This window comes from Halomonas sp. KM007, from assembly GCF_050709225.1.
Lineage (GTDB): Bacteria > Pseudomonadota > Gammaproteobacteria > Pseudomonadales > Halomonadaceae > Vreelandella > Vreelandella hamiltonii.
In genome coordinates, this window is record NZ_CP136131.1 from 692849 (window position 1) to 719586 (window position 26738).

A 26738-nucleotide genomic window follows, 5' to 3' on the forward strand; every position below is an offset into this window, starting at 1 on the left:
CTATTCAAAGAGCGGCGCCGAAAGGAGAGACCGATAACCTACTAAGCCCTTTACTGGTTACCAGGGCTTACCCGACGTTACTTGAACACCACGTTGGCCACATCTCGGTAACGGCTGGCGAAGTGAACCGTCATGCCTTCTTTCAGGTACTCCGGCAGCTCGTCGTAATCGCGACGGTTGGCTTCCGGCAGGATCACTTCGAAGATGTCACTGCGCCGGGCAGCAATGACTTTTTCGCGTATCCCGCCCACCGGCAGAACCTGCCCGGTCAGGGTCAGCTCTCCGGTCATGGCCAGCGGGCGATTGATGGCCTGGTGCTTGGCCAGTGACAGTAGCGCCGTAGTCATGGTGACCCCGGCCGATGGGCCATCCTTGGGTGTTGCCCCTTCGGGTACGTGCAGATGCACGAACGCGGAATCGAAGAAGTCGGCATCGGCACCGAACTCGGCCAAGTGCCCCAAGGTGTAGCTGTAGGCGATATTGGCCGACTCCTTCATGACCTCCCCCAACTTGCCGGTGAGCTTGAAGCCTCGGTCCAGGGAGTGGATCTTGCCCGCTTCGATGGGCAGCGTGGCGCCCCCCATGGAGGTCCAGGCCAGGCCGGTCACGACCCCTTCACCCTTGAGCACTTTTTCCTTGCGGAAAAGCGGCGCGCCCAGGAACTCTTCCAGGTTCTTGACCGAAATCTTGACTGTTTCCACCTGCTCTTCAAGCAACTTGACCGCCGCCTTGCGCACGATGCGGTGCAGCTGTTTTTCCAGCTGACGTACCCCCGCTTCGCGGGCGTAGCCGTCGATGACCTGCTTGAGGGCGGCATCGGTCAGGTTGATGCGTTTTTTCGGCAGGTTGTCACGCTTGAGAAGCTTGGGCCACAGGTGGTGCTTGGCGATCTCCAGCTTCTCTTCGGCGATGTAGCCGGACAGGCGAATCTGCTCCATGCGGTCCAGCAGCGGGCCGGGGATGCTGTCCAGGGTATTGGCCGTACACACGAACAGCACCTTGGAGAGGTCCATGCGTACGTCCAGATAGTGGTCCAGAAAATCCACGTTCTGCTCGGGGTCCAGCACTTCGAGCAGCGCCGAGGCGGGGTCGCCCTGGAAGGACTGGCCCAGCTTGTCGATCTCATCGAGCATGATGACCGGGTTTTCAACCTCCACTTCCTTGAACGCCTGCACCAGCTTGCCGGGCATGGCACCGATGTAGGTGCGTCGGTGGCCTTTGATCTCGGCTTCGTCGCGCATGCCACCCACCGAGAAACGATAGAACTCACGCCCCAGCGCCTCGGCAATGGAGCGGCCGATGGAGGTCTTGCCCACCCCCGGCGGCCCCACCAGCAGCACGATGGAGCCCCCCACATCGCCTTTGAACGTGCCTTCGGCCAGGAACTCGATGATGCGCTCCTTGACGTCTTTCAGGCCATCGTGGTCTCGGTCCAGCACCTCACGGGCATGGCCAAGGTCCAGCTTGTCCTGGCTGGTGACGCCCCAGGGCAGCGATGTCAGCCAGTCCAGATAGTTGCGCGTGGTGCCATACTCCGGCGAGCCGGTTTCCAGCACGCTGAGCTTGTTGAGCTCTTCGTCGATGCGGGCCTGAACACGCTCCGGCACCACCAGAGACTCCAGACGGTTCCTGAACGTATCCACGTCGTTCTCGCGGTCGCCCTTGGAGATGCCCAGCTCACGCTGTATCACCTTCAACTGTTCACGCAGGAAGAATTCACGCTGGCGCTCCTGCATCTGCGCGTTGACCTGCTCGCTGATTTCGCTTTGCAGCTGGGCAACGTCGATCTCCTTGCGCAGCAGCGGCAGCACCTTGTGCATACGCTCCGCCACGGGCAGTGTGGCCAGCACGTCCTGCAATTCAGGGCCTTTGGCCGAGGTGATAGCCGCGGCAAAATCGGTGAGCGGCCCAGGCTGATGGGGGCTGAATCGATTGAGGTAGTGCTTCAGCTCCTCCCCATACAGCGGGTTGATGGGCAGCAGTTCCTTGATGCCGTTGATGATCGCCATGGCGTAGGCCCGGGTTTCTTCATCTTCGGCATTGACCGGCTCTTTCGGGTAGGTCACTTCCACCAGATAGGGCGGTTCCTTGGAGAGCCAGCGCTGAATCTTGAAACGCTGCAGGCCCTGGGCAATGAACTGAATCTGCTGCTCTTCGTTTTTCAGCTTGTGCACCTTGACGGCCGTTCCGATCTCGGGGAAGCCGTCATGATCCAGGGAGTGCACCCCTTGTTCTCCGACGAACGCTACTCCAATGGTGTGATGTGGCGTATTGCCAACGCGGCGCATGGTCTCTTCCCAGCGCTCACGATTGATCACCAGAGGCTGTACCTGGGCGGGAAAGAACGGGCGGTTGTGAATTGGCAGCAGATAGATGCGCTCGGGCAGCATGTCGCTGGCAGGCACCAGTGAATGGGTGCGCTCACCATCCGAGCGGTGGTCGTTTTCGTTGTGGTGTTCTTCGTGACGGTCCGAATGCTCGCCTGCGGCGAGCCAATCGAGGTGTTCGTGATCGCGGTCGTAATCCTGGTCGCTCATGCGCCCTCCCCATCCACAGTAACCAGCAGCAGTGGCCAGCAAGGGGTTTGCCTGCCACTGTCGCCGCTTCGTATGGTTACTGGGATGTGGGCAGCCAGGGAAAACTTCAACCCTGAGCGCCATTTGACAGCGTACTTATTGGTGGAACGTTACGGCCACAGTGTCGGCATGGGACGACCATTGACGCGCCAGACGCCGCGCACCACGTCGAATTGCAGCTCCCGGGTACCGAGGGGCAACCCCAGCCACAGGGCCGCTACGGTAGGGGCGTCGTGCCAGATGAAGTCGCCGTCGATACGTGCCCGCCAGCGCGCTTGCTCCTCGGGCTTGTTCAGCGAGACGACGCGCAATCTATCCAGCTGTCGACCGTCGAAAAACAGCGCCCCGTCTGCGGCAACTTGCAGGCCGAGCAGCGGGCTATCGAGCTCGATGGTGGTCACATCGAGCCGCGGAGAGTCGCTCAATACTTGCAGCAGATCAGGTTCCAGCCGCGCCAGCAGCCCTTCGGCCATGGGCAGCGCGGCATCCCCCCAGGCAGCTTCCTGGCGCAGCCGACGGATCACCTGTCGCACGGCATCACCGTTCAGCCGCGACAGTTCGGCCGCGACACGGCCGCTCAGCAGCGGTGTCTCCGGCGCTTCGCTGGGCACCAGCACCTCGCCCAGCACCAGCTCTCCCTGAATGCTCAGCTCGGTTTCATCCAGGGTCATCTGGCTGTAGAGATCCAGAGGGGTGATCTGGATATCGTAGGCGGGGTAGTGCATCGACAGGCGGTCGATGCGCAGGTGGTCACGCTGGGTGAAATGGTAGGCATCGTCGATGTAGGTATAGCGGCTTTCCAGGGTGGTGGGCCCCAGTGTCAATTGAGACAAGCCATCGGTCAGCGTCAACTGGTCGAACAATCCCCGCAGGCGCCAATCGCCAAACATGCCTTCCAGGCGAACCCGAGCGCCCCGAACATCCAGTTCCCGACCATTCTGCTGGATCACGAAGGGCGCCAGCGCCAAACGCAGCTCGGTGCGACCACTCAGCGTTTGATAGCGACCCTGCCAGCGCGGCACGGAGGGGGCAGATACATCGCCCACGGCCTTTTGCAGCACGCTGTCCAGGCGAGGCAACAGCGTGCCCTGCACATCGGTGGAGAGCAGGCCGTGGCGGGCGTGGTAGGTCAACTCCAGCCGCCAGGGACGGCCCAGCAAGGGCGACAGCACGAGCTGACCACGGGAGGTCAACCAGCCCTGACGGCTATCCAGGCGCTCTACCCGCCACTCCCCTCTGGCTTCCAGGTCATCCAGCGCCTGACGCAGGCTCCGTTCGAACAGGATGCTCGATAGCAGCTGCGCGACCATCCAGATCACGGCAATCACCGAGAGGATAGGCACGATCAAACGTTCCTTGCGCATGCTATCTCCTTGTATGGCCTCCTGAAAAAGCGCAGCGCCTGCTATCGAGCGTCGACTAGTGGAGCCAGAACCACAAATGCATGGTACTCCAGGCGTAGATGCCCGCCATGACGTCGTCGATCATGATGCCAAAGCCCCCGGCGACCCGGCGGTCGGCCCAGCGAATGGGCCAGGGCTTGAACACATCGAAAATGCGAAAGACGATGAACCCCCAGATGGCCGCCTCCCAGGAAAAGGGCACGGCGGCCATGGTGATCCAGTAACCGACGAACTCGTCCCAGACGATGCCGGAGTGGTCGTGTACCCCCAGGTCATGGGAGGTTTTATCGCATAGCCAGACACCGACGATGAAGGCCACGAACACGATACTGAGATACCAGACCAGCGGCAGGTCCGCCATCATCCAATAGAAGGGAATCGCCGCCAGCGTGCCGAAGGTGCCAGGCGCCCAGGGCACGGTGCCACTCCCCAGGCCAAAGGCGAAGAAGTGAGTGGGGCGTCGCCAGACGCTGGCCGGTGCACGGTTCATTGGACACCCCCACGAAAGTGCTGCCAGCCAGACTCGGCCAACGGCGCCACGCCGCTGATGCCAGGCGTATCGGTGCACTGGCCAATCACGCTGAGCGCGATCCCCTGCTCTGCCAGCCGTTGCCTGGCCAGGGAAACGTGCGACGGGGGGAGCGTGACCAGCAGCTCGTAGTCGTCGCCTCCGGAAAGGGCTGCCCGCTGGGCTACTTGCGCGCCCAGACAGGCTTCCAGCCCTTCCGCCAGCGGCAGTTGCTCTGCTTCCAGCGCAGCCCCCACCTGGGAAGCTTCACAAAGATGCGTGAGATCCGCCAGCAGGCCATCGGAGATATCCAGCGCCGCGCTGGCCAGGCCACGCAAGGCAACACCCGCCGCCAGGCGAGGCTGGGGCAACAGATAGCGCTGGAGCAACGGGTGCTGCATGTCTCTTTCACCCTGTTGCCACAGCGCTAGCCCGCCCGCACCACCGCCCAAAGCGCCCGTGACGGCAATCACATCGCCGGCACGAGCCCCGGAGCGGGTCAATGCTTCACCGGAGGGCACTTCTCCCATCACCGTCACGGCTATGCTCAGCGCTCCTGCGGTGACATCACCCCCCGCCAGCGTGGTCTCATGCCGACGGCACAGCTCATGGAAGCCATCGGCATAGCCCGATAGCCACGCCTCGGCAGCCGCACTGCTGGGGAACGCACGCTGGTCGAGGGTCAGCGCCATCAAGCACCAGCGGGAGCGTGCCCCCATGGCCGCCAGGTCGCTGAGCGCCACGGCCAGGGCGCGATGGCCAACCGCATGGGCAGGCGCATCATGGGGAAAGTGCACGTCTACCACGGAGGTATCCACACTGACCACGAGCTGCTGCCCCGACTGGGGCAGCAGTAAGGTGGCGTCATCGCCGCATCCCAGGGCAACGCCATCCGTCGCTTTCGCCTCCTGCGGCGACATGAAGAAACGTCGAATCAAATCAAATTCGGCAAGCACAAAGGCCCCTTAAACGCTTGATCAGGTCGCCCGCTTACAAGCGGCGGGCGCTGACTTCGGCACTTCGCAAGCGGTTGGCCAGCTTGTCGAGAATGCCATTCACGTACTTATGGCCGTCGGTGGCGCCAAACGATTTTGCCAGCTCAACGCCTTCGTTAATGACCACGCGGTAAGGCACTTCCATGCGGCGCGAGAGCTCGTAAGCGCCCAGGCGCAGAATGGCCAGTTCTACCGCGTCCAGGTCTTCCAGACGACGATCCAGCAGCGGTGCAATGTCACGGTCCAGCTCGGCTTTGAAGCGCACCGTGTTGTGCAGCAGCTCATGAAACAGCGCTTTGTCGGCGATTTCCATGACCTTGACCCAGTTCTCGTGGTCTTCCAGGTCGTCGTCCGCCTTCTGGCTACGAAATTCGGCTTCGATGGTCGAGATCGATTTGCCGGTCATGTGCCATTGATATAACCCTTGTACCGCCAACTCCCTTGCGGCGTGGCGTCCCTGCTGTGCCGCAGAGGACTTGCGCTCACGTCGCTCGCTCATTGGTCATCTCCTGCGGGCAGTGCACGCAGCAGCGATACCATTTCCATGGCGGCCATGGCGGCTTCGGTGCCTTTATTGCCTGCTTTGGTGCCCGCTCGTTCGATGGCCTGTTCGATGGACTCCACGGTCAGCACGCCGTTGGCGACCGGCGTGTCGAACTCCAGCTGCAGGTGATTGATGGCCGTGTTGCAGCCACCCGCTACGTATTCGAAGTGCGGCGTGCCGCCACGAATGACCGCGCCCAGCGCGATGACGGCATCCGGCTTCATGACGCGAAGCACGCGCTTGACTGCCAACGGCAGTTCCCAGGCTCCCGGCACGTGCACGATATGGATTTGCTCGGCATCGACGCCGTGGCGGGTCAGGCTGTCCACTGCGCCTTCTACCAGGCTATCGACCACATGGTGGTTGAAACGCCCCACCACGATGACATAACGGCCATCTACGTCGACAAAAGTGCCTTCAACTTGCGAAAGGGATTGCATCGATTTATTCCTGCTGAGTAGTTGGCTCATACGCCGTGTCGTTGGGCCCCAGGCGCTCGACCACTTCAAGATCGAACCCGGAAAGCGCCGAGAATTTCCACGGGGAGCTGAGTAGCCGCATCTTGCCGACGCCCAGATGGCGCAGAATTTGCGAACCCGTACCAATGGTTAAATAGTTGCCGGCTCCGTCCGAGTCATTGGTACGCGGTTGGCGTACCCGATCCAGGAAGATGTCCAGCTGGTCTTTGAGATCCTGATGCGGCCGTCCGTCATCGATCAGGACGAACACACCGGCGGGCGCTTCGGCGATTTCACGCAGGGCGCGGTGGGAATCCCAGCGGCACTGTTCGCCTTTCATCAGCCCCAGCACGTCGCGCAGCGTATCGGCCAAGTGTACACGAACCGTGGTGGGCTGCTCGGCGGTGGGCTGGCCTTTCACCAGCGCCAGGTGGTGAGCGCCCTGAATGCGGTCACGGAACACATGCAGCGCCAGCTCGCCATGCACCGTGGACACACGGCTGGTCTCGATGGCATCGACGGTCTGTTCGTTGACGATCCGGTAGTGGATCAAATCGGCAATGGTACCGATCTTGATGCCATGGGCCTTGGCGAAGGCTTCCAGCTCGGGACGGCGCGCCATGCTGCCATCGTCGTTCATGATTTCACAGATCACGCCGCTGGGGTCGAGCCCTGCCAGCGCCGCCAGGTCGCAGGCCGCTTCGGTGTGCCCTGCCCGGCGCAGTACGCCACCCGGCTCGGCCATCAGCGGAAAGATATGACCTGGCTGAACGATATCCGTGGGCTTGGCATTGGGTGCGGCGGCGGCCTGCACCGTACGTGCACGGTCCGCGGCAGAGATGCCGGTGGTCACGCCTTCGGTCGCCTCGATGGACAGCGTGAACTTGGTGCCAAAACCGGACCCGTTGTCACGCACCATGAGCGGCAGGTTGAGCTGCTCGCAGCGCTCCCGGGTCATGGGCATGCAGATCAGACCGCAGGCATAACGCGCCATGAAGTTGATATGCTCTGGCTTGACCAGTTCGGCCGCCATGATGATATCGCCTTCGTTTTCGCGATCCTCATCGTCCATGAGGATCACCATTTTGCCCTGGCGAATGTCTTCTACCAGCTCGGCGATAGGGGACAGGCCCTCAGAAGCGGAGTGCGCCATGGAATCTCCAAAAAAAAGTGGTCGCATGGGATGCGATTTCGGGCGTCAGGGTACCTTGCTATGGCCGCTTGCGCTAGTCGATCACGGGGGTCGCGATAATCTGCCAGTCCTGACCTACCTGGCGGGACTCCTTGATCACTAGGCGCTTTTGATCCGCCATTCGGGTGATCCCCGGCAGCTCGAACAGCGGGCGGGCGTCGCCTCCCAGCAGCGTGGGGGCGACGAACAGCTGCAACTCATCGACTAGCTGCGCATCCAGCAGCGCCCCGGCCAGCGTCGCACCGGTCTCTACCAACAGCTCGTTTACCTGCTCATTATCGGCTAACCAGCGCAGCATGTCAGCAAGCTCGACACGCCCGTCGGCGGCGCTGGGCAGGACCTGGATCTCGGCACCGGCCGCTTCCAGTCGCTGACGCTTGTCGGGGCTGTGCTGGTCGGTGGTGATGATCAGCGTGCGCCCCGGCTCGCGCAGGCAGGCCGCCGCCAGCGGCAGCCGCAACCGAGAATCCAGAATGACCCGCAGCGGTTGGCGCAGCACGATCTCATCGGCCTGGGGCAGCGCCAGCTGTTCGGCACGCACCGTCAACCGCGCATCGTCCATGATCATGGACTCCACGCCACTGAGAATCGCGCTGGAGCGTGCTCGCAGGCGCTGCACCTGGGTGCGCGCCTGCGGGCCGGTGATCCACTGAGACTCCCCCGATCCCATGGCCGTTCGACCATCGAGGCTCATCGCCATTTTCAAGCGCACGAACGGTCGCCGTGACTGCATGCGCGACACGAACCCAGGATTGAGCGCCCGAGCATCCTGTTCCAGCAGGCCCACGTGGACTTCGATACCGGCAGCCTTCAAGTGGGCAATCCCCCGCCCACTCACTTGCGGATTGGGGTCTTCCATGGCCACCACCACGCGCCCTACGCCTGCATTGGCCAGCGCCACGGCACAGGGGCCGGTACGCCCGGTATGGGAACAGGGCTCCAGCGTCACATAGGCCGTGGCCCCCCGGGCCTGCTCCCCAGCGGCTGCCAACGCATGCACTTCGGCATGAGGCTCACCGGCGCGCAGGTGGTAGCCTTCCCCCACCACCTGGCCCTCGGCCGAACGATCATAGCGAACGATGACGCACCCCACGCGGGGATTGGGGTCCGTGGTATACAGGCCGTGGCGGGCCAGTTTCAGGGCGCGGGCCATGAAACGGTGGTCTGCAACAGAGAACAGGCTCATCCTTCAGCCTCTTTCGACGCGGGCCCACTGGCAGCGTCATCGCCAGGCTCTTGAGCAGGTTCCTGAGACAGCCGGTCGATTTCAGCCCGAAACTCGTCCAGATCCTGAAACTTGCGATACACCGACGCAAAGCGAATATACGCCACCTGATCCAGGCTGCGTAGCGCCTGCATGACGGCCTCGCCCACGTCACGGGCATTCACCTCGCGGTCACCGCGGGCACGCAGGGATTGGCGGATACGCTCCACGGCGGCTTCGATGGCTTCCGCGCTGACCGGGCGCTTTTCCAACGCCCGCAGCATGCCAGCCCTTAACTTGGCCTCGCTGAAGGTCTCCCGCGAGCCATCCGACTTCACCACCCTGGGCATGATCAGCTCCGCCGTTTCGTAGGTCGTGAAGCGCTCATGGCAGCTTGCACACTGGCGGCGACGACGCACCTGATCACCTTCTGCCACCAGGCGTGAGTCCGTCACTCGTGTATCGTTTGCACCACAAAAAGGACAATGCATGGCAGTCAACCTATTGTCGGTACGCACCTGCAAGTGCGCTCAGCGTGTCAGCCCCGTAGATACCAGCCATGCCAACGGGCTGCCTGCTATCTCTTGTTTTTTAAGCTATTTTAAGATCCATCCAAGGATCGTTGGGTAAACCGTCTCATTACCGCTTGTCATGCCTGCAAAAGCAGACGTACTCATGACTTGTACGTCATTTCGCACACTATTCTCCTGTATTGTAACGATTTGGCACACAAGCTGCAGCGTTTGTCTAGGGTTGAATGAAAGGAGGCACCCATGACGGCATTTGAGCTCAGGCTACAGCGTTACTTGACCCACCTGTACGGCGAGCGCGCAGGAGAGGTACAGCGGCGCCTCGAACAGCATCTGGCCCACTTCCGACCGCTGCTTCCAGCGGCGCCTTTATCTGCTGAGCAGAGCGGCATTGCACCAACATGGAGCGAAAAGGATCAGTGGGTCATCAGCTATGGTGACTCCATCGTGGCAGACGGCACGCCCCCATTGGGCGTACTGAACCACTTTCTGCAGCGCCACCTGGGGGAGACGATCAGCGGGGTACATGTCCTGCCCTTTTTCCCCTGGAGCAGCGACGACGGTTTTTCGGTCATCCATTACCGAGAAGTCAACCCCGAACTGGGGGACTGGTCGCATATTCGTGACCTGGCCAGCCACTATGACGTGATGGGCGATCTGGTGCTCAACCATGTTTCCCGTGAATCGCTGTGGTTCGTGGATTATCTGACCGGCAGCCTGCCGGGGCGGGATTACTTCATCGAGGTGGACCCAGATACCGATGTTTCCCAGGTCACGCGGCCACGCAGCAGTCCGCTGCTCGTGCCTGTCTCCACCCGCCGGGGCACCCGCCACCTGTGGGCCACGTTTTCGGAAGACCAGATCGACCTGAATTTCGAGAACCCGGATGTCCTGCTGGAATTCGTCGGCATCCTGCTGTTTTACCTGCAGCAGGGAGTGCGAATCATCCGCCTCGATGCCGTGGCATTCCTATGGAAGCGGCTGGGCACGGCCTGTATTCACCTGCCCGAAACCCATACCGTGGTACGCCTGCTACGCGCCATCGTCGATGAGATCGCCCCCGGCACCTTGATCATCACCGAAACCAACGTGCCCCATGCCGAAAACATCAGCTATTTCGGCCTCGAACGCCTGGCGGAAGGCCCGCCGGACGAAGCGCACATGGTGTACCAGTTCGCGCTGCCCCCGCTGCTGCTGCACACCCTCACCCGTGGGGAGGCCAGCACACTGCAAAGCTGGCTATCCAGCCTGCCGGTACTGCCTGAACACTGTACTTACCTCAACTTTACCGCCAGCCACGACGGCATCGGGGTACGCCCGCTGGAGGGCCTGCTGCCGGACCACGAACGGGACGCCCTGCTGGAGCTGATGCACCGCTTCGGTGGCTTCGTCAGCATGCGCAGCAACCCGGACGGCAGCGACACACCCTACGAAATCAACATTACCTGGTTCGAGGCCATGCGCGGCACCCGGCGCGGCCCCGACCCTTGGCAGATTGCCCGCTTCCTGTGCAGTCAGGCCATCATGCTCAGCCTGCAAGGCATTCCTGCACTCTACCTGCACACCCTGACCGGCACGCTCAACGATGTCGAAGGTGTCGAGCGCAGCGGGCGGCTGCGCTCCATCAACCGGCGTCGCTGGCCGCTGGACGAACTGGAGCTGCTGCTGGAAAGCCCCTCTACCCCGACCCACGATGTCTTCCATGCCCTGCGTCGGCTGTTGGACCTTCGCCGCCAGGAGCCCTGCTTTCATCCCAACGTTCCCCAGCAGGTCATCAGCACGCCCGCGGAGCTGCTGGCCATCGAGCGCGGTCCGCTGGCCAATGGCCGACGCTTGCTGGCCCTGTTCAACGTCACCGACCGCCGCATAGCCCTCGACCAAGGCGGCGAGGCATTGACTCAGCGACTGCAGCAGCACGCCTGGCAGCCGCTGGATACCTCGTCTTCGCTTCACCCGCCGGCATCCCTGCCTCCCTATGCCGTGCTCTGGCTGGTGGCTAACGCCTGACGCCATGCGACATAACGTCTCAGGACAGAACAAGATAATCCTTTAATAATCCTGTCCTGCGACACTGTCCATCCAATTCTACGGTGGATACGTGAGCGTTTATGTTGCAACAAAGCCTGGCCATTGGCCCCATGGGGTTCAGCCTGCATCAGTTGATCATCGGTTTTGCCTTCTTACTCGCCCTGTTGGTAGGCGCCCTGCTGGGCAGGCGCCAGCAGGTTTCGGTCAGCGACACCCTATTTACTCTGCTGATGGTCGCCCTGCTGTCGGCCAGGCTGGTGTTCGTCGTGCGTTACTGGGGGGAATACGACGGCATGCTCGCGCGCCTGGATATTCGTGACGGTGGCTTTGACCTGCTGGCCGGTGCGTTGGCCGGGATGGGGTATGGCGTCTGGGCACTGTGGCGCTCGCCGCGCCAACGCGCGCCGCTGGGCGCTGCCATGCTCACCGGCGGTCTGGTGTGGGGCGTCACGCTGGGCAGCACCCTGCTCATCGAACAGCAGACCCGGCCGCTGCCCACCACCCCGCTCAGCACCCTGGAAGACACCCCCATCAGCCTGCCGGAGCTGGCTCAGCAACAGGGCCAACCCATGGTAGTGAACCTGTGGGCCAGCTGGTGCCCGCCCTGCATTCGCGAAATGCCGGTCTTCGAAGCGGCTCAGCAGCAGGAGCAGGACGTGACGTTCGTGTTCGTCAATCAGGGGGAGAGTCTTCCACAAATCAACCGCTTCATGGCAGAACATGGCTTTCAGCTCGACAACGTCTGGCAAGACCCGCGCAATGCGCTGGGTCAAGTGACAGGTGCCCATGCCATGCCCACCACGCTTTATTATGACGCCCAGGGCCAATTGGTCAGCACCCACTTTGGCGAGCTTTCCCGGGCCACCCTGAACGATGGGCTATCACGTATTCGTTAAGCCTTCTACAGCGTGATCATGAGTTACCCGCTGCCGCGAGTGCGGCCTATTTGAGGATAAAGTGATGCAACGGATGTTTCCCATTCAGACGGGCCGTCTGACCCTGCTGGCTGCGCTGAGCGGCTTTGCCATTACCAGCCAGGCCGATGCTCTACCCGCCCCGGTGCAAGCCCTGGCCGACCAGGGCATCAGCATTCACGGGCAGTTCGAGGCCCCCGGCGGCATGCGCGGCTATGGTGCCAGCGTGCAAGGCCAGGACATGGCCATCTACCTGACCGCCGACGGCGAACACGCCATTGTCGGCACACTGATGGACAGCGCGGGCAATGACCTGACCGAAGCGCAGCTGGACGAACATGTGCGCGTCCCGCTCGAAGCCGAAACCTGGCAACTGCTGGAAGAGAGTCACTGGATTCAGGACGGCAACCCGAACGCCCCCCGCGTGATTTACACCTTCACCGACGCCAACTGCCCTTACTGCCGCCAGCTATGGCAACAGACGCGCCCTTGGGTGGAAGCAGGCGAAGTTCAGTTACGCCACATCATGGTAGGCATTCTGGCGCCGAATAGCCCCGCCCTCGCCGCCACCCTCCTCGGTGCCGACGACCCCGCCGAGGCCCTGCACCGCCATAGCGACGGCGAATCCCTGAGCGCCAGTGCGCAACCTCGCGATATCGAAGAACAGGTCTATGCCAATAACCAGCTTTTCGATGAGCTGGGACTGTACGCCACCCCCACCAGCGCCTACCAACGCGAAACCGACACAGGCCTGCTACGCATCGACCGCATCCAGGGCATGCCCAACGAAGCCCGCCTTCTGGACATGATGGGCAGCGAAGCACCGTAAGCATGGAGGCCAGACTAGCCACCACGCCCAAGGTGGCTGTGGCTTTTAGCGATATCGTGCTGGGGTAATGACCGTGGCGCTATCGGGGCGGCTGGCGCCGCCTCCGCGGGTGCCTCTTTCGCTCGTTGCTCTCGCTCAATCGTTACGCCGCGCTACAGGGGTATCCGTGCCCGTGCCCCCATACCCAATGTTGGCGATGTACCCGTAGCGCGGTGTAAGCGGAGCGCACCCGCGAAGCAACGCGGAGAGCGTTGCCGATGAGGGCACCGGGGTGGCGGTGGCATGTTGTCATTCGAGGATGCTGTGGGTGCTGTGGCGCCATCGAGGCGGCTGGCGCCGCCTCCGCGGGTGCCTCACTCGCTCGTTGCTCTCGCTCAATCGTTACGCCGCGCTACGGGGGTGCCGCGATTTGACGTGGTGACGTATCGGGGTGATGTGGGCGCATACCGTAGCGCGGCGTAAGCGGAGCGCACCCGCGAAGCAACGCGCCAGCGTTGCCGATGAGGGCACCGGGGTGGCGGTGGCATGTTGTCATTCGAGGATGCTGTGGGTGCTGTGGCACCATCAGGGCGGCTGGCGCCGCCTCCGCGGGTGCCTCTTTCGCTCGTTGCTCTCGCTCAGTCGTTACGCCGCGCTACGGGGGTATCCGTGCCCGTGCCCCCATACCCAATGTTGGCGACATACCGTAGCGCGGTGTAAGCGGAGCGCACCCGCGAAGCAACGCGCCAGCGTTGCCGATGAGGGCACCGCGGGTGGCGGTGGCATGTTGTCATTCGAGGATGCTGTGGGTGCTGTGGCACCATCAGGGCGGCTGGCGCCGCCTTCGCGGGTGCCTCTTTCGCTCGTTGCTCTCGCTCAGCCGTTACGCCGCGCTACGGGGGTATCCGTGCCCGTGCCCCCATACCCAATGTTGGCGACATACCGTAGCGCGGTGTAAGCGGAGCGCACCCGCGAAGCAACGCGGAAAGCGTTGCCGATGAGGGCACCGGGAGTGGCGGTGGCATGTTGTCATTCGAGGATGCTGTGGGTGCTGTGGCACCATCAGGGCGGCTGGCGCCGCCTTCGCGGGTGCCTCTTTCGCTCGTTGCTCTCGCTCAGTCGTTACGCCGCGCTACAGAGGTGCCGCGATTTGACGTGGTGACGTATTGGGAGTGATGTTGGCGACATACCGTAGCGCGGTGTAAGCGGAGCGCACCCGCGAAGCAACGCGGAAAGCGTTGCCGATGAGGGCACCAGGGTGGCGGTGGCATGTTGTCATTCGAGGATGCTGTGGGTGCTGTGGCACCATCAGGGCGGCTGGCGCCGCCTTCGCGGGTGCCTCTTTCGCTCGTTGCTCTCGCTCAGTCGTTACGCCGCGCTACGGGGGTATCCGTGCCCGTGCCCCCATACCCAATGTTGGCGACATACCGTAGCGCGGCGTAAGCGGAGCGCACCCGCGAAGCAACGCGCAGCGTTGCCGATGAGGGCACCGGGGTGGCGGTGGCATGTTGTCATTCGAGGATGCTGTGGGTGCTGTGGCACCATCAGGGCGGCTGGCGCCGCCTTCGCGGGTGCCTCTTTCGCTCGTTGCTCTCGCTCAGTCGTTACGCCGCGCTACGGGGGTATCCGTGCCCGTGCCCCCATACCCAATGTTGGCGACATACCGTAGCGCGGCGTAAGCGGAGCGCACCCGCGAAGCAACGCGCCAGCGTTGCCGATGAGGGCACCGGGGGTGGCGGTGGCATGTTGTCATTCGAGGATGCTGTGGGTGCTGTGGCACCATCAGGGCGGCTGGCGCCGCCTTCGCGGGTGCCTCACTCGCTCGTTGCTCTCGCTCAATCGTTACGCCGCGCTACGGGGGTGCCGCGATTTGACGTGGTGACGTATCGGGGTGATGTGGGCGCATACCGTAGCGCGGTGTAAGCGGAGCGCACCCGCGAAGCAACGCGGAGAGCGTTGCCGATGAGGGCACCGGGTGGCGGTGGCATGTTGTCATTCGAGGATGCTGTGGGTGCTGTGGCGCCATCGAGGCGGCTGGCGCCGCCTCCGCGGGTGCCTCACTCGCTCGTTGCTCTCGCTCAATCGTTACGCCGCGCTACGGGGGTATCCGTGCCCCCATACCCAATGTTGGCGATATACCCGTAGCGCGGCGTAAGCGGAGCGCTCCCGCGAAGCAACGCGCCAGCGTTGCCGATGGAGCCAACGAACGTGGCGGCGGCCTCATCGTTACGGGCAGCCGCCGCCCATTACACAGCCGCTACTCCTCCGAAAGGTGCTGAAAACGCGGGGCGCCGACGTTCCAAGGTTGGATGTTGCCGTTTTCGCCGTAGTTGTCGTGGTCGCCGAGGACGTGACCGTCATGCTCACGGGTGTGGCCGTAGAGCGAACGGTTGTGGAAGGTGGGGCCAAAGCGCTCGGCGGTTTCGGCGATATCGCCGGTATAGCGCGGGTCCTGGGGGCGCTCCTGACTACTGATGTAATAGGCGATGTCCCAGGCTTGCTGGCCGGTGAGCGAGCGTGGCTGGCCCAGCGGCATATTCTGATAGATGAAGCCTGCCATGGTTTCTACCCGAACAATGCCGGCCCCCCAGTTGTTGGAGCCATCGCCCCAGGGCGGTGGGAAGACGTATTCCCCATTTTCGTAGTGGCCTGAGCCGTCGGACTGATGGCACAGGGCGCAATTTTCCAGGTAAGCCGTTTCTCCTCGGGCATAGCTGGGCGCTTCTTCATGCTCGGGGGCTGGAAAGCCGCGCCCATAGATGGGCTTGTCGGGGTACATGGGCGCCCCCGTGGCCAGCCACTGGTGGTAGGCGCTCAACGCCAGCATTTCATCGCTGCCATACGCCGGCGGTGTGCCGTTCATGGAGTAGGCAAAACATCCGGCAATGCGCTCTTCCAGATTGTTGACGTGCTGATTCTTGCCGCGAAAATCCGGTAGCGTGATGGCGGCCGCCCATACCGGCGCGCTGAACGGCACACGCCCTTCTCCCAGGTGGCAGCTGGAGCAGTTCATATCGTTGTACACGTACTCACCGCGCAGCTGCTGGGTATCCGTGAACAGGTCGTAGCCGTAGCGAATGACTTTCTTGAGCTCCGGGTGCAGATCGGAGGCTTCCAGGTCGTCCATGGTGGGCGGCTCGTGGACCAGCATGTCCAAGGCGTCATCGGCACGCGGCTGCTGGGCCGACACCGCGCCTGCATAGAGCGCCAACGCGGCTGCCGAGGCCAGCAGGCCGCCCGACAAGGTGAACGTCAAGGTCGTTGGACGCGTCATCATTGGCTAGCCTCCTGCTGGCGTTGAGAGGGTTGAGCGGCGTACCAGGCCGAGACGGCGGCAATGTCGTCATCGTTCATGCGCTTGGCCACGGCGCCCATCAGATGTTGTGGATCGTTATGACGGGTATCGTTTTTCCATGCGTGCAATTGGGCACTGATATAGCCTGCATGCTGCCCGGCGATCCCGGGAAAGTCGCTGCCCACTCCGTAGCCGCCGGGCCCATGGCAGCTTTGGCACGACACGATGTAGGCATTCCAGTCGCCACGTTCGGCCAGCTGCTGGCCACGCGCCAGCAGGCTGTCTTCCACGTCGCCGTCTTGGCCTGGTGTCGCGGGCAGCTGGCTGTAATAGGCAGCCACATCGGCGATTTGCTGGTCATTGAGCATGTTGGCAAAGGTCAGCATGGTGGCGTTTTGCCGCTCACCGGACTGAAAGTCATGCAGTTGCTTGGCCAGATAGTCGGCATCCAGCCCTGCCAGGCGCGGCCAGGACTCGCCGCCCGGAATGTTCATGCCGCTGCCGTCTGCCTGGTGGCAGGCAACACAGGTGGCGGCGGCGGTTTGCCCCCGTTCCGGGTCTCCCGCCTGGGCCATGGCAGCACTTGCCAGCAGGCAGGCCCCCGCCAGCAGGCCGACGTGCGTCGATTGGATGTATGGCATTATTCCCCCTTGGCATTGCTTGTTATGTTGGGTCTTGCAGTAACGGCGTTGGTGGTGATGACGCGTTTGGCGGTAGCACTTCGGGCACCGTGAGGTGGGCCAGAAAACCTCCGGTGGGTGCATTGGCAAAGTGAACGCTGCCGCTAAAGCGCTCGGCGATGGCGGCCACGATGGCCAGCCCCAGGCCACTGCCCTGGTGCTTGCTGGCACGCCAGAATCGTTGCGTTAGCTGTTTCAGCGTGGCGTCATCCACCCCAGGCCCCTCGTCGGCCACGGTGAACGTGACCCGCCCACCCCAACGCTGCACGCTCAGGTGAATCAGCGCGTTGGCAGGCCCATGGCGCACGGCGTTGTCCAGCAGATTGCGCAACGCGGTAATCGCCAGCTCACGAGGCATGGCCAGTTGCACATCGGGTAATGCCTCAGGCACGCGGCACTGTGCTGGGTCGACCACGCTATCGGTGATGGCCAGCTCGACCACCGGGCCGACGCTGCAGGGTTCGCCATCGTCGAAACGCATGCGCCCTTCCACCCGGGCCAGGGTGAGCAGCTGATCCAGCGTATCGGCCAGCCGCACCACGCCTTCTTCGGCGTGGCTCAAGGCTTCGCGTGCCAGCGGGCCTTCTGCCCGCTGCGCCACTTGAAGGTGGGTCTTGATAGCCGTTAGCGGCGTACGCAGCTCATGGGCGGCATCGTTGGTGAAGCGCTGCTCGCGCACCAGCGTCTGTTGAACGCGCACCAGCAGCCCATTGAGCGTGTCGATCAGCGGCTTGATCTCCTTGGGCACACCATAGGTAGACACCGGCGCCAGCGCTTCCGGATGGCGGCTGGCCAGGGAGGCACGCAAGCGGGACAGTGGCGCCAGCCCACGCCATACCCCAATCCACAGGGCGACCAGGCTACCCACCAGCGCCACCACGAACGGCACCACAGCCACCCGCACGATGCCGCCCAGCAGCAGGTTGCGCTCATCCATGCGGTCTGCCGTGGTGATGATCAGCCCACCTCGCTCGTAGGTGAACACACGCCAGGTGGTCTCCCCTTCCTGACGGTAGCTATGGCCGTGCTGACCGGGAGCCAACACGGCCTCCATATTGGCGTGGGTCCGTGCAATGATCTCTCCACGTGGCGAGTGCACCTGGCAGGCCAGCCCTTCAATGGGTGGAATGGAAAGCGCGGCGGTCATGTTCTGCTCCCACACCTCTGGCGGCAGCTGATGAACCAGCCCAGCCACCATGCGCGCCGACTGGGCCAGCCGCTGGTCGAGGGTGCGCACGAAAGACGCCTGCAAATCGTTCAACAGCCACGCGGCAGCCACGCCCCAGAGCAGCACCAGCGTGATGCCCAGCGTCAACAGTAGCCGCGCGCGCAGGCTCATCGTTGCCCCTTGGGCCGCTGGCCGGGCACCTGGACCGCCTCGGGCTTGCCCAACCGATACCCCAACCCACGCACGGTTTCGATGATGCCGCTGCCCAATTTGCGCCGCAGGTGGTGAATGTGCACATTGAGCGCGTTGCTTTCGACATCGTCGCTCAAGCCATACAGGCTATCCTTGAGCTGGTCGGCGGAAAGCACGCTGCGCGGCGCATGCAGGAAAGCTTCCAGCAGCACCAGCTCACGACGCGACAGGGCAACCAGGTGATCGGCCACTCTCACTTCTCGAGCAGCTGGGTCCAGAGTCAGGGTGCCGTGCACGGTTAAGCCCTGGCTGCGTCCTGCCACACGCCGCAACAGCGCATGCAGGCGCGCGACCAGCTCATCCAGGTCGAAGGGTTTGATCAGGTAGTCGTCAGCGCCGGTTTGCAGCCCATCCACCCGGTCACGCACGGCATCTCTGGCCGTGAGCACCAGCACCGGCGTGGTGACCCCCTCGTCACGCCAGGCTTGCAGCAGGTTCAAGCCATCGCCATCCGGTAACCCACGGTCGAGGATGACCACGTCGCTGGCGACACTCTGCATGGCCTGCCGCGCTGCCTGTAACGACGTCACGTGCTCGACCACAAAGTGATACATCATCAGTCCGGCGCGAATACCCGACGCCACCAGCGGGTCATCTTCAATCAATAGGACGTGCATAGCGGTTTCCTTGTTATGGAAGCAGCATGACAAAAGCGTATTAACCGAGCGTTAAGCGCCGGTCGAAAACCCTTGCCGCAGATCAAAAAAAACGCCCCTGCCGACAGGGGCAAGGGCGACAACATGCCGCGTTGGTTCGGTGGTGCTAGCGAGGCAGGCGTGCAGCCCCCCACCAGCCCAGCACCATGGCCGCCAACATGGCCAGTAACGGCAGCGTGACGCCGCCCAAAGAAGCAATGGCAGGCCCAGGGCAGTAGCCGGACAGCCCCCAACCCACTCCAAACAGCGCCGCACCGCCGAGGAGCTTGCCATCCAGCTCCTGGCGCGTGGGCAGTTGAAAGCCACCGGCCAACAGCGGCTGCCCCCGAGCAAACACCAGTCGGTAACCGACAAACGTGGTGCACACCGCGCCCCCCAGCACGAACATCAGCGTGGGGTCCCAGGCGCCCGCGATGTCCAGAAACCCCAGCACCCTCGCTGGGTCGGTCATGCCGGAAATAGCCAGCCCTAACCCAAACAGCAGCCCTGCCACGTAGCCCGCTGCCGTTTTCAACGCGGCCCGGCTCATACGCCACCCCCAATGACATGACGCACCACATACACCGTGACGATGGCGGTCACCAGAAACATGCCCGTGGCCGCCATGGAACGCGGCGCCAAGCGCGCCAAACCACATACGCCGTGGCCGCTGGTGCAGCCGCTGCCCAGCCCGGTGCCCAGCCCCACCAGCAGGCCCGCCAACAGCATCAACGAGACGCCACCGGCAGGCGCGCCAATCACTTCACCGGGGCTGCCAGCTACATTGCCCAGGCCACCGCCCAGCGCCATGACCAGCAGCGGGCCGCTGACCAGGCCCGCCAAAAAAGCCACCCGCCAGGCGCTATCGCCCTTGGGCCGCTGAAGCACCAGCCCTCCAATGATCCCGCTGATGCCGGCAACACGCCCCAGCGCCCCCATCAACCAAACGGCGGAGAGCCCAATCAACACGCCCCCCACCAGCCCTTGCAGGCTTGCCATTACGTCCACCGTCTGCTCCTCGTATTACGTGGGTTGAAAAGATTCAGAAACGATTGAGCGGCACCTTGAGATACACCTGACCGTTGTCTTCCTCGGGGGGCAGCTCCCCAGCCCGCATGTTGACCTGCACCGACGGGATGATCAGCCGAGGCATGCCCAGGGTGGCATCTCGCTCGGTGCGCATACGCACGAAGGCGTCTTCACTAATGCCCTCATGCACATGAACGTTGGCCTGGCGCTGCTCGGCAACGCTGGTTTCGTGCTGGTACACGTCACGCCCTGGGGCCTTGTAGTCGTGGCACAAAAACAGCCGTGTCGTGTCAGGCAGGGCCAGCACTTTCTGAATCGAACGATAGAGAGTGCGGGCATCGCCACCGGGAAAATCACAGCGGGCGGTGCCGTAGTCGGGCATGAACAGCGTATCGCCGACAAATGCGGCATCCCCCACCACATAGGTCAAACAGGCGGGCGTGTGGCCAGGCGTATGCAGCACGCTGGCTTCCAGGGCTCCAATCATGAAGGTATCGCCCTCCTGGAACAGCGCGTCGAACTGGCTACCGTCCCGAGCAAACTCGGTGCCCGCATTGAAGGCCTTGCCGAAAATCTCCTGCACCTCGACGATGTACGCTCCAATGCCGGTCTTGCCGCCCAACTGGGCGTGCAAATAGGGGGCCGCCGAAAGGTGGTCGGCATGAACGTGGGTTTCCAGTATCCAGGCCACGTTTAGCCCTTCACGGCGCACGAACGCGATGATCTGCTCCGCTGAACGGGTATCGGTTCGCCCAGCGGCGTAATCAAAATCGAGTACGGGGTCGATGATGGCACAGGCGGTACCATCAGGGTCTCTCACCACGTAACTGAACGTGTTGGTTGGCTCATCGAAAAAGGGCGTGACGACGGGGCGTTGCATGATGGACCTCCAGCAGTTGACCGCATGCGTTAGGCATTTCAACAAGTGTAGCGCACAAAATCTTATATGTTTATTACCTTTTAGAATTATCAATTGTAAAATTTAGTTAAATGAGGACTTTCTACTAAGGTTGCATGCACCATGGCCGATAAAAGTGAAGGTTTACTCACTGAACTCGTTTGATATAAGGACGCCATGAACAACCTGACCACAACACAGAAACTCTGGAGCACGCTGGGCATCATCTGGGTGGCCATGCTGCTTTTGGTGGGCTGGCTGGCGTGGGAAAACCGCCAGACCATCGCCAATGAACGCCGCGACAGCATCCAGTACATCGTCAACAGCGTTCACGGTCAGCTCGCCGATCTGCAAGCCCGTGCCGCCAGCGGTGAACTGAGCGTCGATGAAGCGCAGCAGCGGGCCATCGACAACCTTGCCAGCGTACGCTTTGGTGACGGCGAGTACGTGTTTGCGTTCGACAACCAGCTGGCCATCGTGTCACACCCCAATCGCCCCCGTGGCGAAGACATGACCAACTTCCAGGACGCCAGCGGTATGCGCCTTTACAGCGTACTGCGTGACGTGGCCCAGGCGGGCGGTGGCCACGTGGACTACTACTCGCGACGCATCTCGGGGGAAGAGCAATCGCCCAAGGTGAGCTATGTGGCCCACTTACCCGAATGGGGCTGGTCCATGGCGGCGGGTGTCTATGTGGACGATATCGATGCTGCCTTTGTCGCAGGGCTGGTGCGTTCGGCGGTCATTCTGCTGATCATTGGTCTGCCCGTGACGCTGCTGATGGGCTGGGTGATCAGGGATGTGGCTGGTCGGCTGGGCGGTGACCCACGCTATGCCGCCAGCGTAGTGCGTCATATTGCCGACGGCGACCTGACCCAGGCCGCCACGCTGAAAAGCAGTGACCACAGCAGCCTGCTGTTCGACATCAACCGCATGCGTGAAACCCTGGCGGACACCATCAGCGATATCCATCACGGCGCGGATCAGGTCAATAATGGCGTCGAGCAGATCGTGGGGGTCAACGAAGAACTCTCGACGCGCACCGAAGAGCAGGCTGCGTCGCTGGCGGAAACGGCCTCCAGCATGGAGCAGCTGACCGCAACGGTAAAACAGAACGCTGAGCATGCCGACCATGCCCGCAACCTGGCCTCGCGAACCGCTGAGAGCGCTCAACGCGGTAGTGACGCCATGTCGTCCGTCATCGACACCATGGCCACCATCAATGAAAGCGCCACTCGCATGAGCAGCATCGTCGAGACGATCAATGCGATTGCCTTCCAGACCAATATCCTGGCGCTGAACGCCTCCGTGGAAGCCGCCCGCGCCGGGGAACAGGGTCGCGGTTTTGCCGTGGTGGCCAATGAGGTGCGCCAACTGGCCAGCCGCTCCGCGTCTGCCGCTCAGGAGATCAAGGGGCTGATCGAAAATGCCGATGCCCAGGTGGTGGAAGGCAGCCGCCGAGTGCGCAGCACCGGCGAGGTGATCAATGGCATGGTAGGCGATATCCAACAGCTCAGCACGCTGGTTCAGGAGATCTCTGCGGCTACCATCGAACAAAGTAGCGGCATCGAGCAGGTCAACCAGGCCGTAACGCAGATGGATCAAATGACTCAGCAAAATGCCGGACTGGTGCAGCAGAGCAACCACGCTACCCAGCAATTGGCGCATTTGAGCACCCAGCTGCGTCAGATGGTCAGCAACTTCAAGCTCAACGCGTCACGGCATCAAGCCCAGGCGTTGTCACTGGCGCCTTCCAGCACACAGGCGCACAGCGACGATTTCTAGGCGTCAAACTTAGGCCGTCATGGCCTACACATCCCCCTGGTTATCCAGCGCGACCGCTTCGTGCATCCGGGTCAGCAGGTCAGGTACAGCGGCCTGCACCCGGTTCCAGCTAGGAATGAACGGGCGCTCACGCGGGTTGTCCAGAAACAGGTTGCCAGCTTCCAGCAGGTTGCTGGCAAACAGCTCTACCGCCTGCTCTTCGCAGTGGCGGTCCAGACTCAGTCCATTCATGGTAGCGTCGTGGTCGTAGGCCTCGATCAAGTCCAGCGCCAACCGATAATAGGTGGCTTTCAAGGTACGGAAATCTTCGCTGCTAAAACTGACGCCTTGCGTGGCCAGCTTGCGATAAAGCGCCTTGGCGATATCCAGGCTCATGCGGTTCAAACCACCGCTGGCATCCTCTTCGCTCACTGGCTGGTGCTTGTGGTCGTAGGCATCGGCAATATCTACCTGGCACAGCTGGCGATGCGAGTAGTTGCGCTGTAGCTCCGAGAGCACGCCAATTTCCAGCCCCCAATCGGCGGGTATGCGGATCCCCTCCAGCACATCGCTGCGCATGGCAAACTCCCCCGACAGCGGGTAGCGGAAACTGTCCAGGTAATCCAGATACGGTAACGGACCGCACACGCTCTTCAGCGCTCGCAGCAGCGGCGTTACCATCAAGCGAGACACCCGGCCATTCAGCTTGCCTTCGGCGATGCGCGGGTAGTACCCCTTGCAGAAGCTGTAGTTGAAGCGTGGGTGCGCCACCGGGTACATCAAGCGCGCCAGCAGGCTACGGTCATAGGTAAGAATGTCGCAGTCGTGTAGCCCAACCACGGTCGAGCGCCCGGAGGCCAGCACATAGCCCGCGCAATACCATACGTTGCGCCCCTTGCCAGGCTCCAACGCCCCCAGCCCGTGGTGTTCGAGCTCGGCATCCAACTCACGCAGCCGGGGCCCATCGTTCCATAGAATGCGGGTGTGCTGCGGCAAGCGTGAGAAAAACTCGCGGGCATAAAGAAATTGTTCGCGATCGGCCCGGTCCAGTCCAATCACGATTTCGTTGAGATACGGCACTTTGGCCAGCTCGTCCACAATGGCCGAGAGTGCAGGCCCTTCCAGCTCGGAAAACAACGACGGTAGAATCAGCCCCATGGGGCGGCGCTTGGCAAATTGGCACAGCTCCCGCTCGAGCTCTTCCACGGGGCGACGGGTCAGGTTATGAAAATCGGTGATGACGCCATTCTGATGAAAATCACTCATGCGCACTTCCTCATTGGGTTAAGCCGTGGCCGCTTGCTGGTGGGAGTCCGCCGCTAATCGGCGGTCGTCTCGCCCCCACCAGTGAGCCACCCCCTCGGCCCATCCGGCTGGCCCGGTTGCCTGGGTGCGATACAACGCCCGGTTGTGCGGTGCCACTATCAGGTCATGGCAGCCCTTGATCACCACGGCCTGGTCCACGGCTTCCAGCATGGAAACGTCGTTGGGGCCATCGCCGAGCCCCAACGCCAGCGGCTGACGCCCGCGCAGCGCCGCAAAGCGCTGGATCAACCAGGTCACCGCACTCCCCTTGCCTGATGCCTGCGCCATGACGTGCCAAAAACGCCCGCCCTGAGTCATGGTCAAACCATCGCCCTCCAACGCCTCGCGCAGGGTCTCCAGGGCACGCTCGTCGTCTTCCCAGATCAGCGGCTCGCTGCCCTCACGCCGTTTGGCCGCCTTGGCCCGAGGGTCGTCCAGGCCGGTTCTGGCGATGACTTCCGCCACCTGCATCTCTCCCATGGGCGTAAACCGCAGGTTGAGGCGCTGCTTCCAGATGGCCAACCGCGCACGGATAAAGCGGATATCGACCCCCGTGTGCTTGATGACCACGCCGTCTGGCCCGCTGCCTGGCCGATCAAGGCTGGCATGGCACCAGCCTGGCGGCAGGCCAATCACGGCACCGTTTTCAGCAATGAAGGGCGTCGCTGTCAGCCCCAGGGCTTCACGCAGCGGCAGTAGTTCTGCCCGGGTTTTGCTGGTCACGGGAATCACCGGGACACCCAGCTGCTTGAGACGAGCAAGCCAGGGAGCGGCAGGCGAAAAGTCATAGCTATGGTGGTCCAGCAAGGAACCGTCGAGATCCGTGACCACCAAACGCGGCTGTAACGCGGGATCAAGTAGTTCAGGACTCGTGAACTCGGTCATGGCAGCACCTTCTGCAAACTGAAATCAGGTCACCCAAAAGCCCAACGTAGCCATCTTTTGAGATCAATACCCAAGGTAGACAACCACCAAAGCAAAATGCACGCCAAGATGCTTTAATTAAATAAAATCAAAAGATTAAAACACGATCGAAGCGATGCCAGAGCAAGCACCAAAATAGGGCAACCCATGATGCACCAAAATAGAGCATTGCAAAGAGGCACGGAAGTCGCAGAAATAGCGCTGAATTATGAAGCTCCCACTAACAGCAGGGCTTTTGAACAGTGGGAGGAGCATTCATTGGCTTATAGCCAGAGCAGCCACCCAGGCTATCCTGTGGGAGGCCAATTTATTGGGCGACTGCTTGAGTAGCCACCCATATCAAGCTGAGTGCAGGAATCATCGCGGGCTGAAGCCTCCTCCTACAACAGTGAGCCGCCCCAAGCCAGCGTGTGAGTACCTACTCCACGTGAATCACTACTTCGACACGGCGATTGCGGGCGCGCCCTTCGGCGCTGCTGTTATCCTCCAGCGGGCGGGTATCGGCAAACCCGACGGCGCGTAGCCGTTCAGGCTCGACCCCAGCGGCCTCTAGTGCTTCAACGATGGCAATGGCCCGTGCGCTGGAGAGCGCCCAGTTGGACGAGAACTCAGGGGTATTGATCGGTTGACTGTCCGAGTGCCCTTCGACCCATACTTCGCCGTCATAGCGCTGGATGGTTTCCAGCAGGCTGCCTACCAGCGATGTGCCGCCTTCCGACAACCCCGCCGCGGCAGAGGGAAACAGCAGCTGATCCTGCACCCGCAGACTGATGCCTTCCGCTACCCTGGAGACCTCGACGCCTTCCAGGTTCGGCAAATAAAGCGATGTTTCGACACGTTCGGGCAGCTGCTCATCCAGCGCCAAAGCGCTGCTAATGGCCTCATCGTCGATCTGTTGCACGTTGACAGGCGGCCGGTCGGTCAGCAGTACCATGTAACTGGCCAACGGCTGGCCCAGGCGCTGCGTCTCATCGACGAGCAGCGGCGTAGGCAAGGCGGGCAAGTAGCGCTCCAGCAGCGGCGCGACGGGCGATGTGTCGCTTTCGATGGGCGCGCGAGCCAGCAAGGGAGGCACTTCAGTCAGCGGAAGGACAGGCATGACGGGCGAAGGCAGGCCCGCCACCCCCAGAGCCGCACTGATGGCCATCGGGCTAAGCGTGCCGGGCTCATTCAGGTAAGCGATGTTGCGCTTTTGGCGTCGCTCATCCAACAATGCGGGCAGCGGCACTTCAAGAGCAGGCACACTGCTTTCGCTGACGTCGGTGTTATCTGCTTCAGGGCTCCAACCGGTGCCGGTCACCCCGGCCGCCGCAATGATGATCACGAACAGCGCCACCAGCAGCGTCATGATGTCGATATAACTAATCATCCAGCCATTATTGCTATCGTCTTCCGGGTATGATGACAACAACGAATCGTGACGGGGGCCGCTACGGTGGTCCTCAAGCATGGGGATTACTCATTCAAGTTTTAAACCTCGTGGCCGATCTACTATGAGCATGGCAAACTAGTCTATCAAAAAGCCCTGTCAAAAAGCCGTTTACTAGCGATAAGGAACTACCCGGTGCGCATTCGTCCTTTGCTGTCTCTCACTCGCCGCTCTCTTGCCCCACTCGGGCTTGGCGCGG

General features: G+C 62.2%; 23 protein-coding genes. 4 read left to right on the forward strand and 19 right to left on the reverse strand.

The window, feature by feature from the left end:
• Positions 1 to 77: 77 nt before the first annotated feature.
• The 9 genes from lon to nrdR form a co-directional block, all read right to left on the reverse strand.
• Positions 78 to 2537 carry an endopeptidase La gene (gene lon, locus RVM27_RS03215; protein ID WP_498957343.1) on the reverse strand — a complete coding sequence of 820 codons (2460 nt, stop codon included), beginning with the start codon at positions 2535 to 2537 and terminating at the stop codon, positions 78 to 80.
• 149 nt (positions 2538 to 2686) lie between these two features.
• Positions 2687 to 3940: a YdgA family protein gene (locus tag RVM27_RS03220; RefSeq protein ID WP_498957344.1), complete on the reverse strand. Its 1254-nt coding sequence runs from the start codon at positions 3938 to 3940 to the stop codon at positions 2687 to 2689.
• Positions 3941 to 3995: 55 nt separating this feature from the next.
• Positions 3996 to 4469, reverse strand: coding sequence for a phosphatidylglycerophosphatase A family protein (locus RVM27_RS03225; protein ID WP_039183688.1), 474 nt, complete (start codon positions 4467 to 4469; stop codon positions 3996 to 3998).
• Complete coding sequence (gene thiL, locus RVM27_RS03230) at positions 4466 to 5443, reverse strand: thiamine-phosphate kinase (protein WP_096923302.1); 978 nt, start codon at positions 5441 to 5443, stop codon at positions 4466 to 4468. The genes RVM27_RS03225 and thiL overlap by 4 nt, the downstream gene beginning before the upstream one ends.
• Before the next feature lie 34 nt (positions 5444 to 5477).
• Positions 5478 to 5981: a transcription antitermination factor NusB gene (gene nusB / locus RVM27_RS03235; RefSeq protein ID WP_016913295.1), complete on the reverse strand. Its 504-nt coding sequence runs from the start codon at positions 5979 to 5981 to the stop codon at positions 5478 to 5480.
• Positions 5978 to 6466 carry a 6,7-dimethyl-8-ribityllumazine synthase gene (ribH, locus tag RVM27_RS03240; protein ID WP_039183684.1) on the reverse strand — a complete coding sequence of 163 codons (489 nt, stop codon included), beginning with the start codon at positions 6464 to 6466 and terminating at the stop codon, positions 5978 to 5980. The genes nusB and ribH overlap by 4 nt, the downstream gene beginning before the upstream one ends.
• A 4-nt stretch (positions 6467 to 6470) precedes the next feature.
• Positions 6471 to 7637, reverse strand: coding sequence for a bifunctional 3,4-dihydroxy-2-butanone-4-phosphate synthase/GTP cyclohydrolase II (ribBA, locus tag RVM27_RS03245; protein WP_039183682.1), 1167 nt, complete (start codon positions 7635 to 7637; stop codon positions 6471 to 6473).
• A 73-nt stretch (positions 7638 to 7710) separates the two neighbouring features.
• Entirely contained in the window at positions 7711 to 8862 is a 1152-nt protein-coding gene (gene ribD, locus RVM27_RS03250) for a bifunctional diaminohydroxyphosphoribosylaminopyrimidine deaminase/5-amino-6-(5-phosphoribosylamino)uracil reductase RibD (RefSeq protein ID WP_081138194.1), read from the reverse strand.
• Positions 8859 to 9371: a transcriptional regulator NrdR gene (gene nrdR / locus RVM27_RS03255; protein ID WP_394425018.1), complete on the reverse strand. Its 513-nt coding sequence runs from the start codon at positions 9369 to 9371 to the stop codon at positions 8859 to 8861. The genes ribD and nrdR overlap by 4 nt, the downstream gene beginning before the upstream one ends.
• 282 nt (positions 9372 to 9653) lie before the next feature.
• Here nrdR and RVM27_RS03260 point away from each other — a divergent pair, with 282 nt between their 5' ends.
• The 3 genes from RVM27_RS03260 to dsbG all read left to right on the forward strand — a co-directional run bounded on the left by RVM27_RS03260 (position 9654) and on the right by dsbG (position 13181).
• Positions 9654 to 11417, forward strand: a complete 1764-nt coding sequence (locus RVM27_RS03260; RefSeq protein ID WP_498957345.1) for a sugar phosphorylase — start codon at positions 9654 to 9656, stop codon at positions 11415 to 11417.
• A 101-nt stretch (positions 11418 to 11518) separates the two neighbouring features.
• Complete coding sequence (locus RVM27_RS03265; RefSeq protein ID WP_498957346.1) at positions 11519 to 12334, forward strand: TlpA family protein disulfide reductase; 816 nt, start codon at positions 11519 to 11521, stop codon at positions 12332 to 12334.
• 64 nt (positions 12335 to 12398) lie between these two features.
• Positions 12399 to 13181: a thiol:disulfide interchange protein DsbG gene (dsbG, locus tag RVM27_RS03270; protein ID WP_193461980.1), complete on the forward strand. Its 783-nt coding sequence runs from the start codon at positions 12399 to 12401 to the stop codon at positions 13179 to 13181.
• Between the two features lie 2236 nt (positions 13182 to 15417).
• On the opposite strand, the gene RVM27_RS03275 is transcribed toward dsbG, so the two are convergent.
• The 7 genes from RVM27_RS03275 to RVM27_RS03305 form a co-directional block, all read right to left on the reverse strand.
• Entirely contained in the window at positions 15418 to 16437 is a 1020-nt protein-coding gene (locus tag RVM27_RS03275) for a c-type cytochrome (RefSeq protein WP_167385723.1), read from the reverse strand.
• A complete protein-coding gene (locus RVM27_RS03280; protein WP_096923305.1) occupies positions 16434 to 17096 on the reverse strand; it encodes a c-type cytochrome in 663 nt (220 codons plus the stop codon). The genes RVM27_RS03275 and RVM27_RS03280 overlap by 4 nt, the downstream gene beginning before the upstream one ends.
• A 22-nt stretch (positions 17097 to 17118) precedes the next feature.
• Positions 17119 to 18474, reverse strand: a complete 1356-nt coding sequence (locus RVM27_RS03285) for an ATP-binding protein (RefSeq protein ID WP_096923306.1) — start codon at positions 18472 to 18474, stop codon at positions 17119 to 17121.
• The gene (locus RVM27_RS03290; RefSeq protein ID WP_498957347.1) at positions 18471 to 19172 is read right to left on the reverse strand and encodes a response regulator transcription factor family protein; all 702 of its coding nucleotides are present in this window, start codon (positions 19170 to 19172) and stop codon (positions 18471 to 18473) included. The genes RVM27_RS03285 and RVM27_RS03290 overlap by 4 nt, the downstream gene beginning before the upstream one ends.
• Before the next feature lie 145 nt (positions 19173 to 19317).
• Positions 19318 to 19740, reverse strand: coding sequence for a DUF6691 family protein (locus tag RVM27_RS03295; protein ID WP_096923307.1), 423 nt, complete (start codon positions 19738 to 19740; stop codon positions 19318 to 19320).
• A complete protein-coding gene (locus RVM27_RS03300; protein WP_498957348.1) occupies positions 19737 to 20198 on the reverse strand; it encodes a YeeE/YedE family protein in 462 nt (153 codons plus the stop codon). The genes RVM27_RS03295 and RVM27_RS03300 overlap by 4 nt, the downstream gene beginning before the upstream one ends.
• A gap of 34 nt (positions 20199 to 20232) precedes the next feature.
• Positions 20233 to 21099, reverse strand: coding sequence for an MBL fold metallo-hydrolase (locus RVM27_RS03305; RefSeq protein ID WP_498957349.1), 867 nt, complete (start codon positions 21097 to 21099; stop codon positions 20233 to 20235).
• 195 nt (positions 21100 to 21294) lie between these two features.
• Here RVM27_RS03305 and RVM27_RS03310 point away from each other — a divergent pair, with 195 nt between their 5' ends.
• On the forward strand, positions 21295 to 22902 hold the full coding sequence (locus RVM27_RS03310; RefSeq protein ID WP_498957350.1) for a methyl-accepting chemotaxis protein: 1608 nt from the start codon (positions 21295 to 21297) through the stop codon (positions 22900 to 22902).
• Positions 22903 to 22926: 24 nt separating this feature from the next.
• Here the strand turns inward: RVM27_RS03310 and RVM27_RS03315 are convergent, their stop codons facing one another.
• From RVM27_RS03315 to RVM27_RS03325, 3 genes are all read right to left on the reverse strand, one after another.
• Positions 22927 to 24147: a glycosyltransferase family protein gene (locus RVM27_RS03315; protein WP_498957351.1), complete on the reverse strand. Its 1221-nt coding sequence runs from the start codon at positions 24145 to 24147 to the stop codon at positions 22927 to 22929.
• An 18-nt stretch (positions 24148 to 24165) separates the two neighbouring features.
• A complete protein-coding gene (locus RVM27_RS03320; protein WP_498957352.1) occupies positions 24166 to 25071 on the reverse strand; it encodes an HAD-IIB family hydrolase in 906 nt (301 codons plus the stop codon).
• A 457-nt stretch (positions 25072 to 25528) separates the two neighbouring features.
• Positions 25529 to 26560, reverse strand: a complete 1032-nt coding sequence (locus RVM27_RS03325) for an OmpA family protein (RefSeq protein ID WP_498957353.1) — start codon at positions 26558 to 26560, stop codon at positions 25529 to 25531.
• Positions 26561 to 26738 lie beyond the last annotated feature (178 nt).

Coding starts and splice junctions, on each gene's coding strand:
- RVM27_RS03320 (WP_498957352.1), bottom strand. CDS start 25,071: ATGACCGAGTTCACGAGTCCTGAACTACTTGATCCCGCGTTACAGCCG.
- nusB (WP_016913295.1), bottom strand. CDS start 5,981: ATGAGCGAGCGACGTGAGCGCAAGTCCTCTGCGGCACAGCAGGGACGC.
- RVM27_RS03280 (WP_096923305.1), bottom strand. CDS start 17,096: ATGCCATACATCCAATCGACGCACGTCGGCCTGCTGGCGGGGGCCTGC.
- RVM27_RS03290 (WP_498957347.1), bottom strand. CDS start 19,172: ATGCACGTCCTATTGATTGAAGATGACCCGCTGGTGGCGTCGGGTATT.
- RVM27_RS03305 (WP_498957349.1), bottom strand. CDS start 21,099: ATGCAACGCCCCGTCGTCACGCCCTTTTTCGATGAGCCAACCAACACG.
- RVM27_RS03260 (WP_498957345.1), top strand. CDS start 9,654: ATGACGGCATTTGAGCTCAGGCTACAGCGTTACTTGACCCACCTGTAC.
- RVM27_RS03325 (WP_498957353.1), bottom strand. CDS start 26,560: ATGCTTGAGGACCACCGTAGCGGCCCCCGTCACGATTCGTTGTTGTCA.
- nrdR (WP_394425018.1), bottom strand. CDS start 9,371: ATGCATTGTCCTTTTTGTGGTGCAAACGATACACGAGTGACGGACTCA.
- RVM27_RS03285 (WP_096923306.1), bottom strand. CDS start 18,474: ATGAGCCTGCGCGCGCGGCTACTGTTGACGCTGGGCATCACGCTGGTG.
- ribH (WP_039183684.1), bottom strand. CDS start 6,466: ATGCAATCCCTTTCGCAAGTTGAAGGCACTTTTGTCGACGTAGATGGC.
- RVM27_RS03310 (WP_498957350.1), top strand. CDS start 21,295: ATGAACAACCTGACCACAACACAGAAACTCTGGAGCACGCTGGGCATC.
- RVM27_RS03275 (WP_167385723.1), bottom strand. CDS start 16,437: ATGATGACGCGTCCAACGACCTTGACGTTCACCTTGTCGGGCGGCCTG.
- ribD (WP_081138194.1), bottom strand. CDS start 8,862: ATGAGCCTGTTCTCTGTTGCAGACCACCGTTTCATGGCCCGCGCCCTG.
- RVM27_RS03315 (WP_498957351.1), bottom strand. CDS start 24,147: ATGAGTGATTTTCATCAGAATGGCGTCATCACCGATTTTCATAACCTG.
- RVM27_RS03295 (WP_096923307.1), bottom strand. CDS start 19,740: ATGAGCCGGGCCGCGTTGAAAACGGCAGCGGGCTACGTGGCAGGGCTG.
- lon (WP_498957343.1), bottom strand. CDS start 2,537: ATGAGCGACCAGGATTACGACCGCGATCACGAACACCTCGATTGGCTC.
- RVM27_RS03265 (WP_498957346.1), top strand. CDS start 11,519: ATGTTGCAACAAAGCCTGGCCATTGGCCCCATGGGGTTCAGCCTGCAT.
- dsbG (WP_193461980.1), top strand. CDS start 12,399: ATGCAACGGATGTTTCCCATTCAGACGGGCCGTCTGACCCTGCTGGCT.
- ribBA (WP_039183682.1), bottom strand. CDS start 7,637: ATGGCGCACTCCGCTTCTGAGGGCCTGTCCCCTATCGCCGAGCTGGTA.
- RVM27_RS03225 (WP_039183688.1), bottom strand. CDS start 4,469: ATGAACCGTGCACCGGCCAGCGTCTGGCGACGCCCCACTCACTTCTTC.
- RVM27_RS03220 (WP_498957344.1), bottom strand. CDS start 3,940: ATGCGCAAGGAACGTTTGATCGTGCCTATCCTCTCGGTGATTGCCGTG.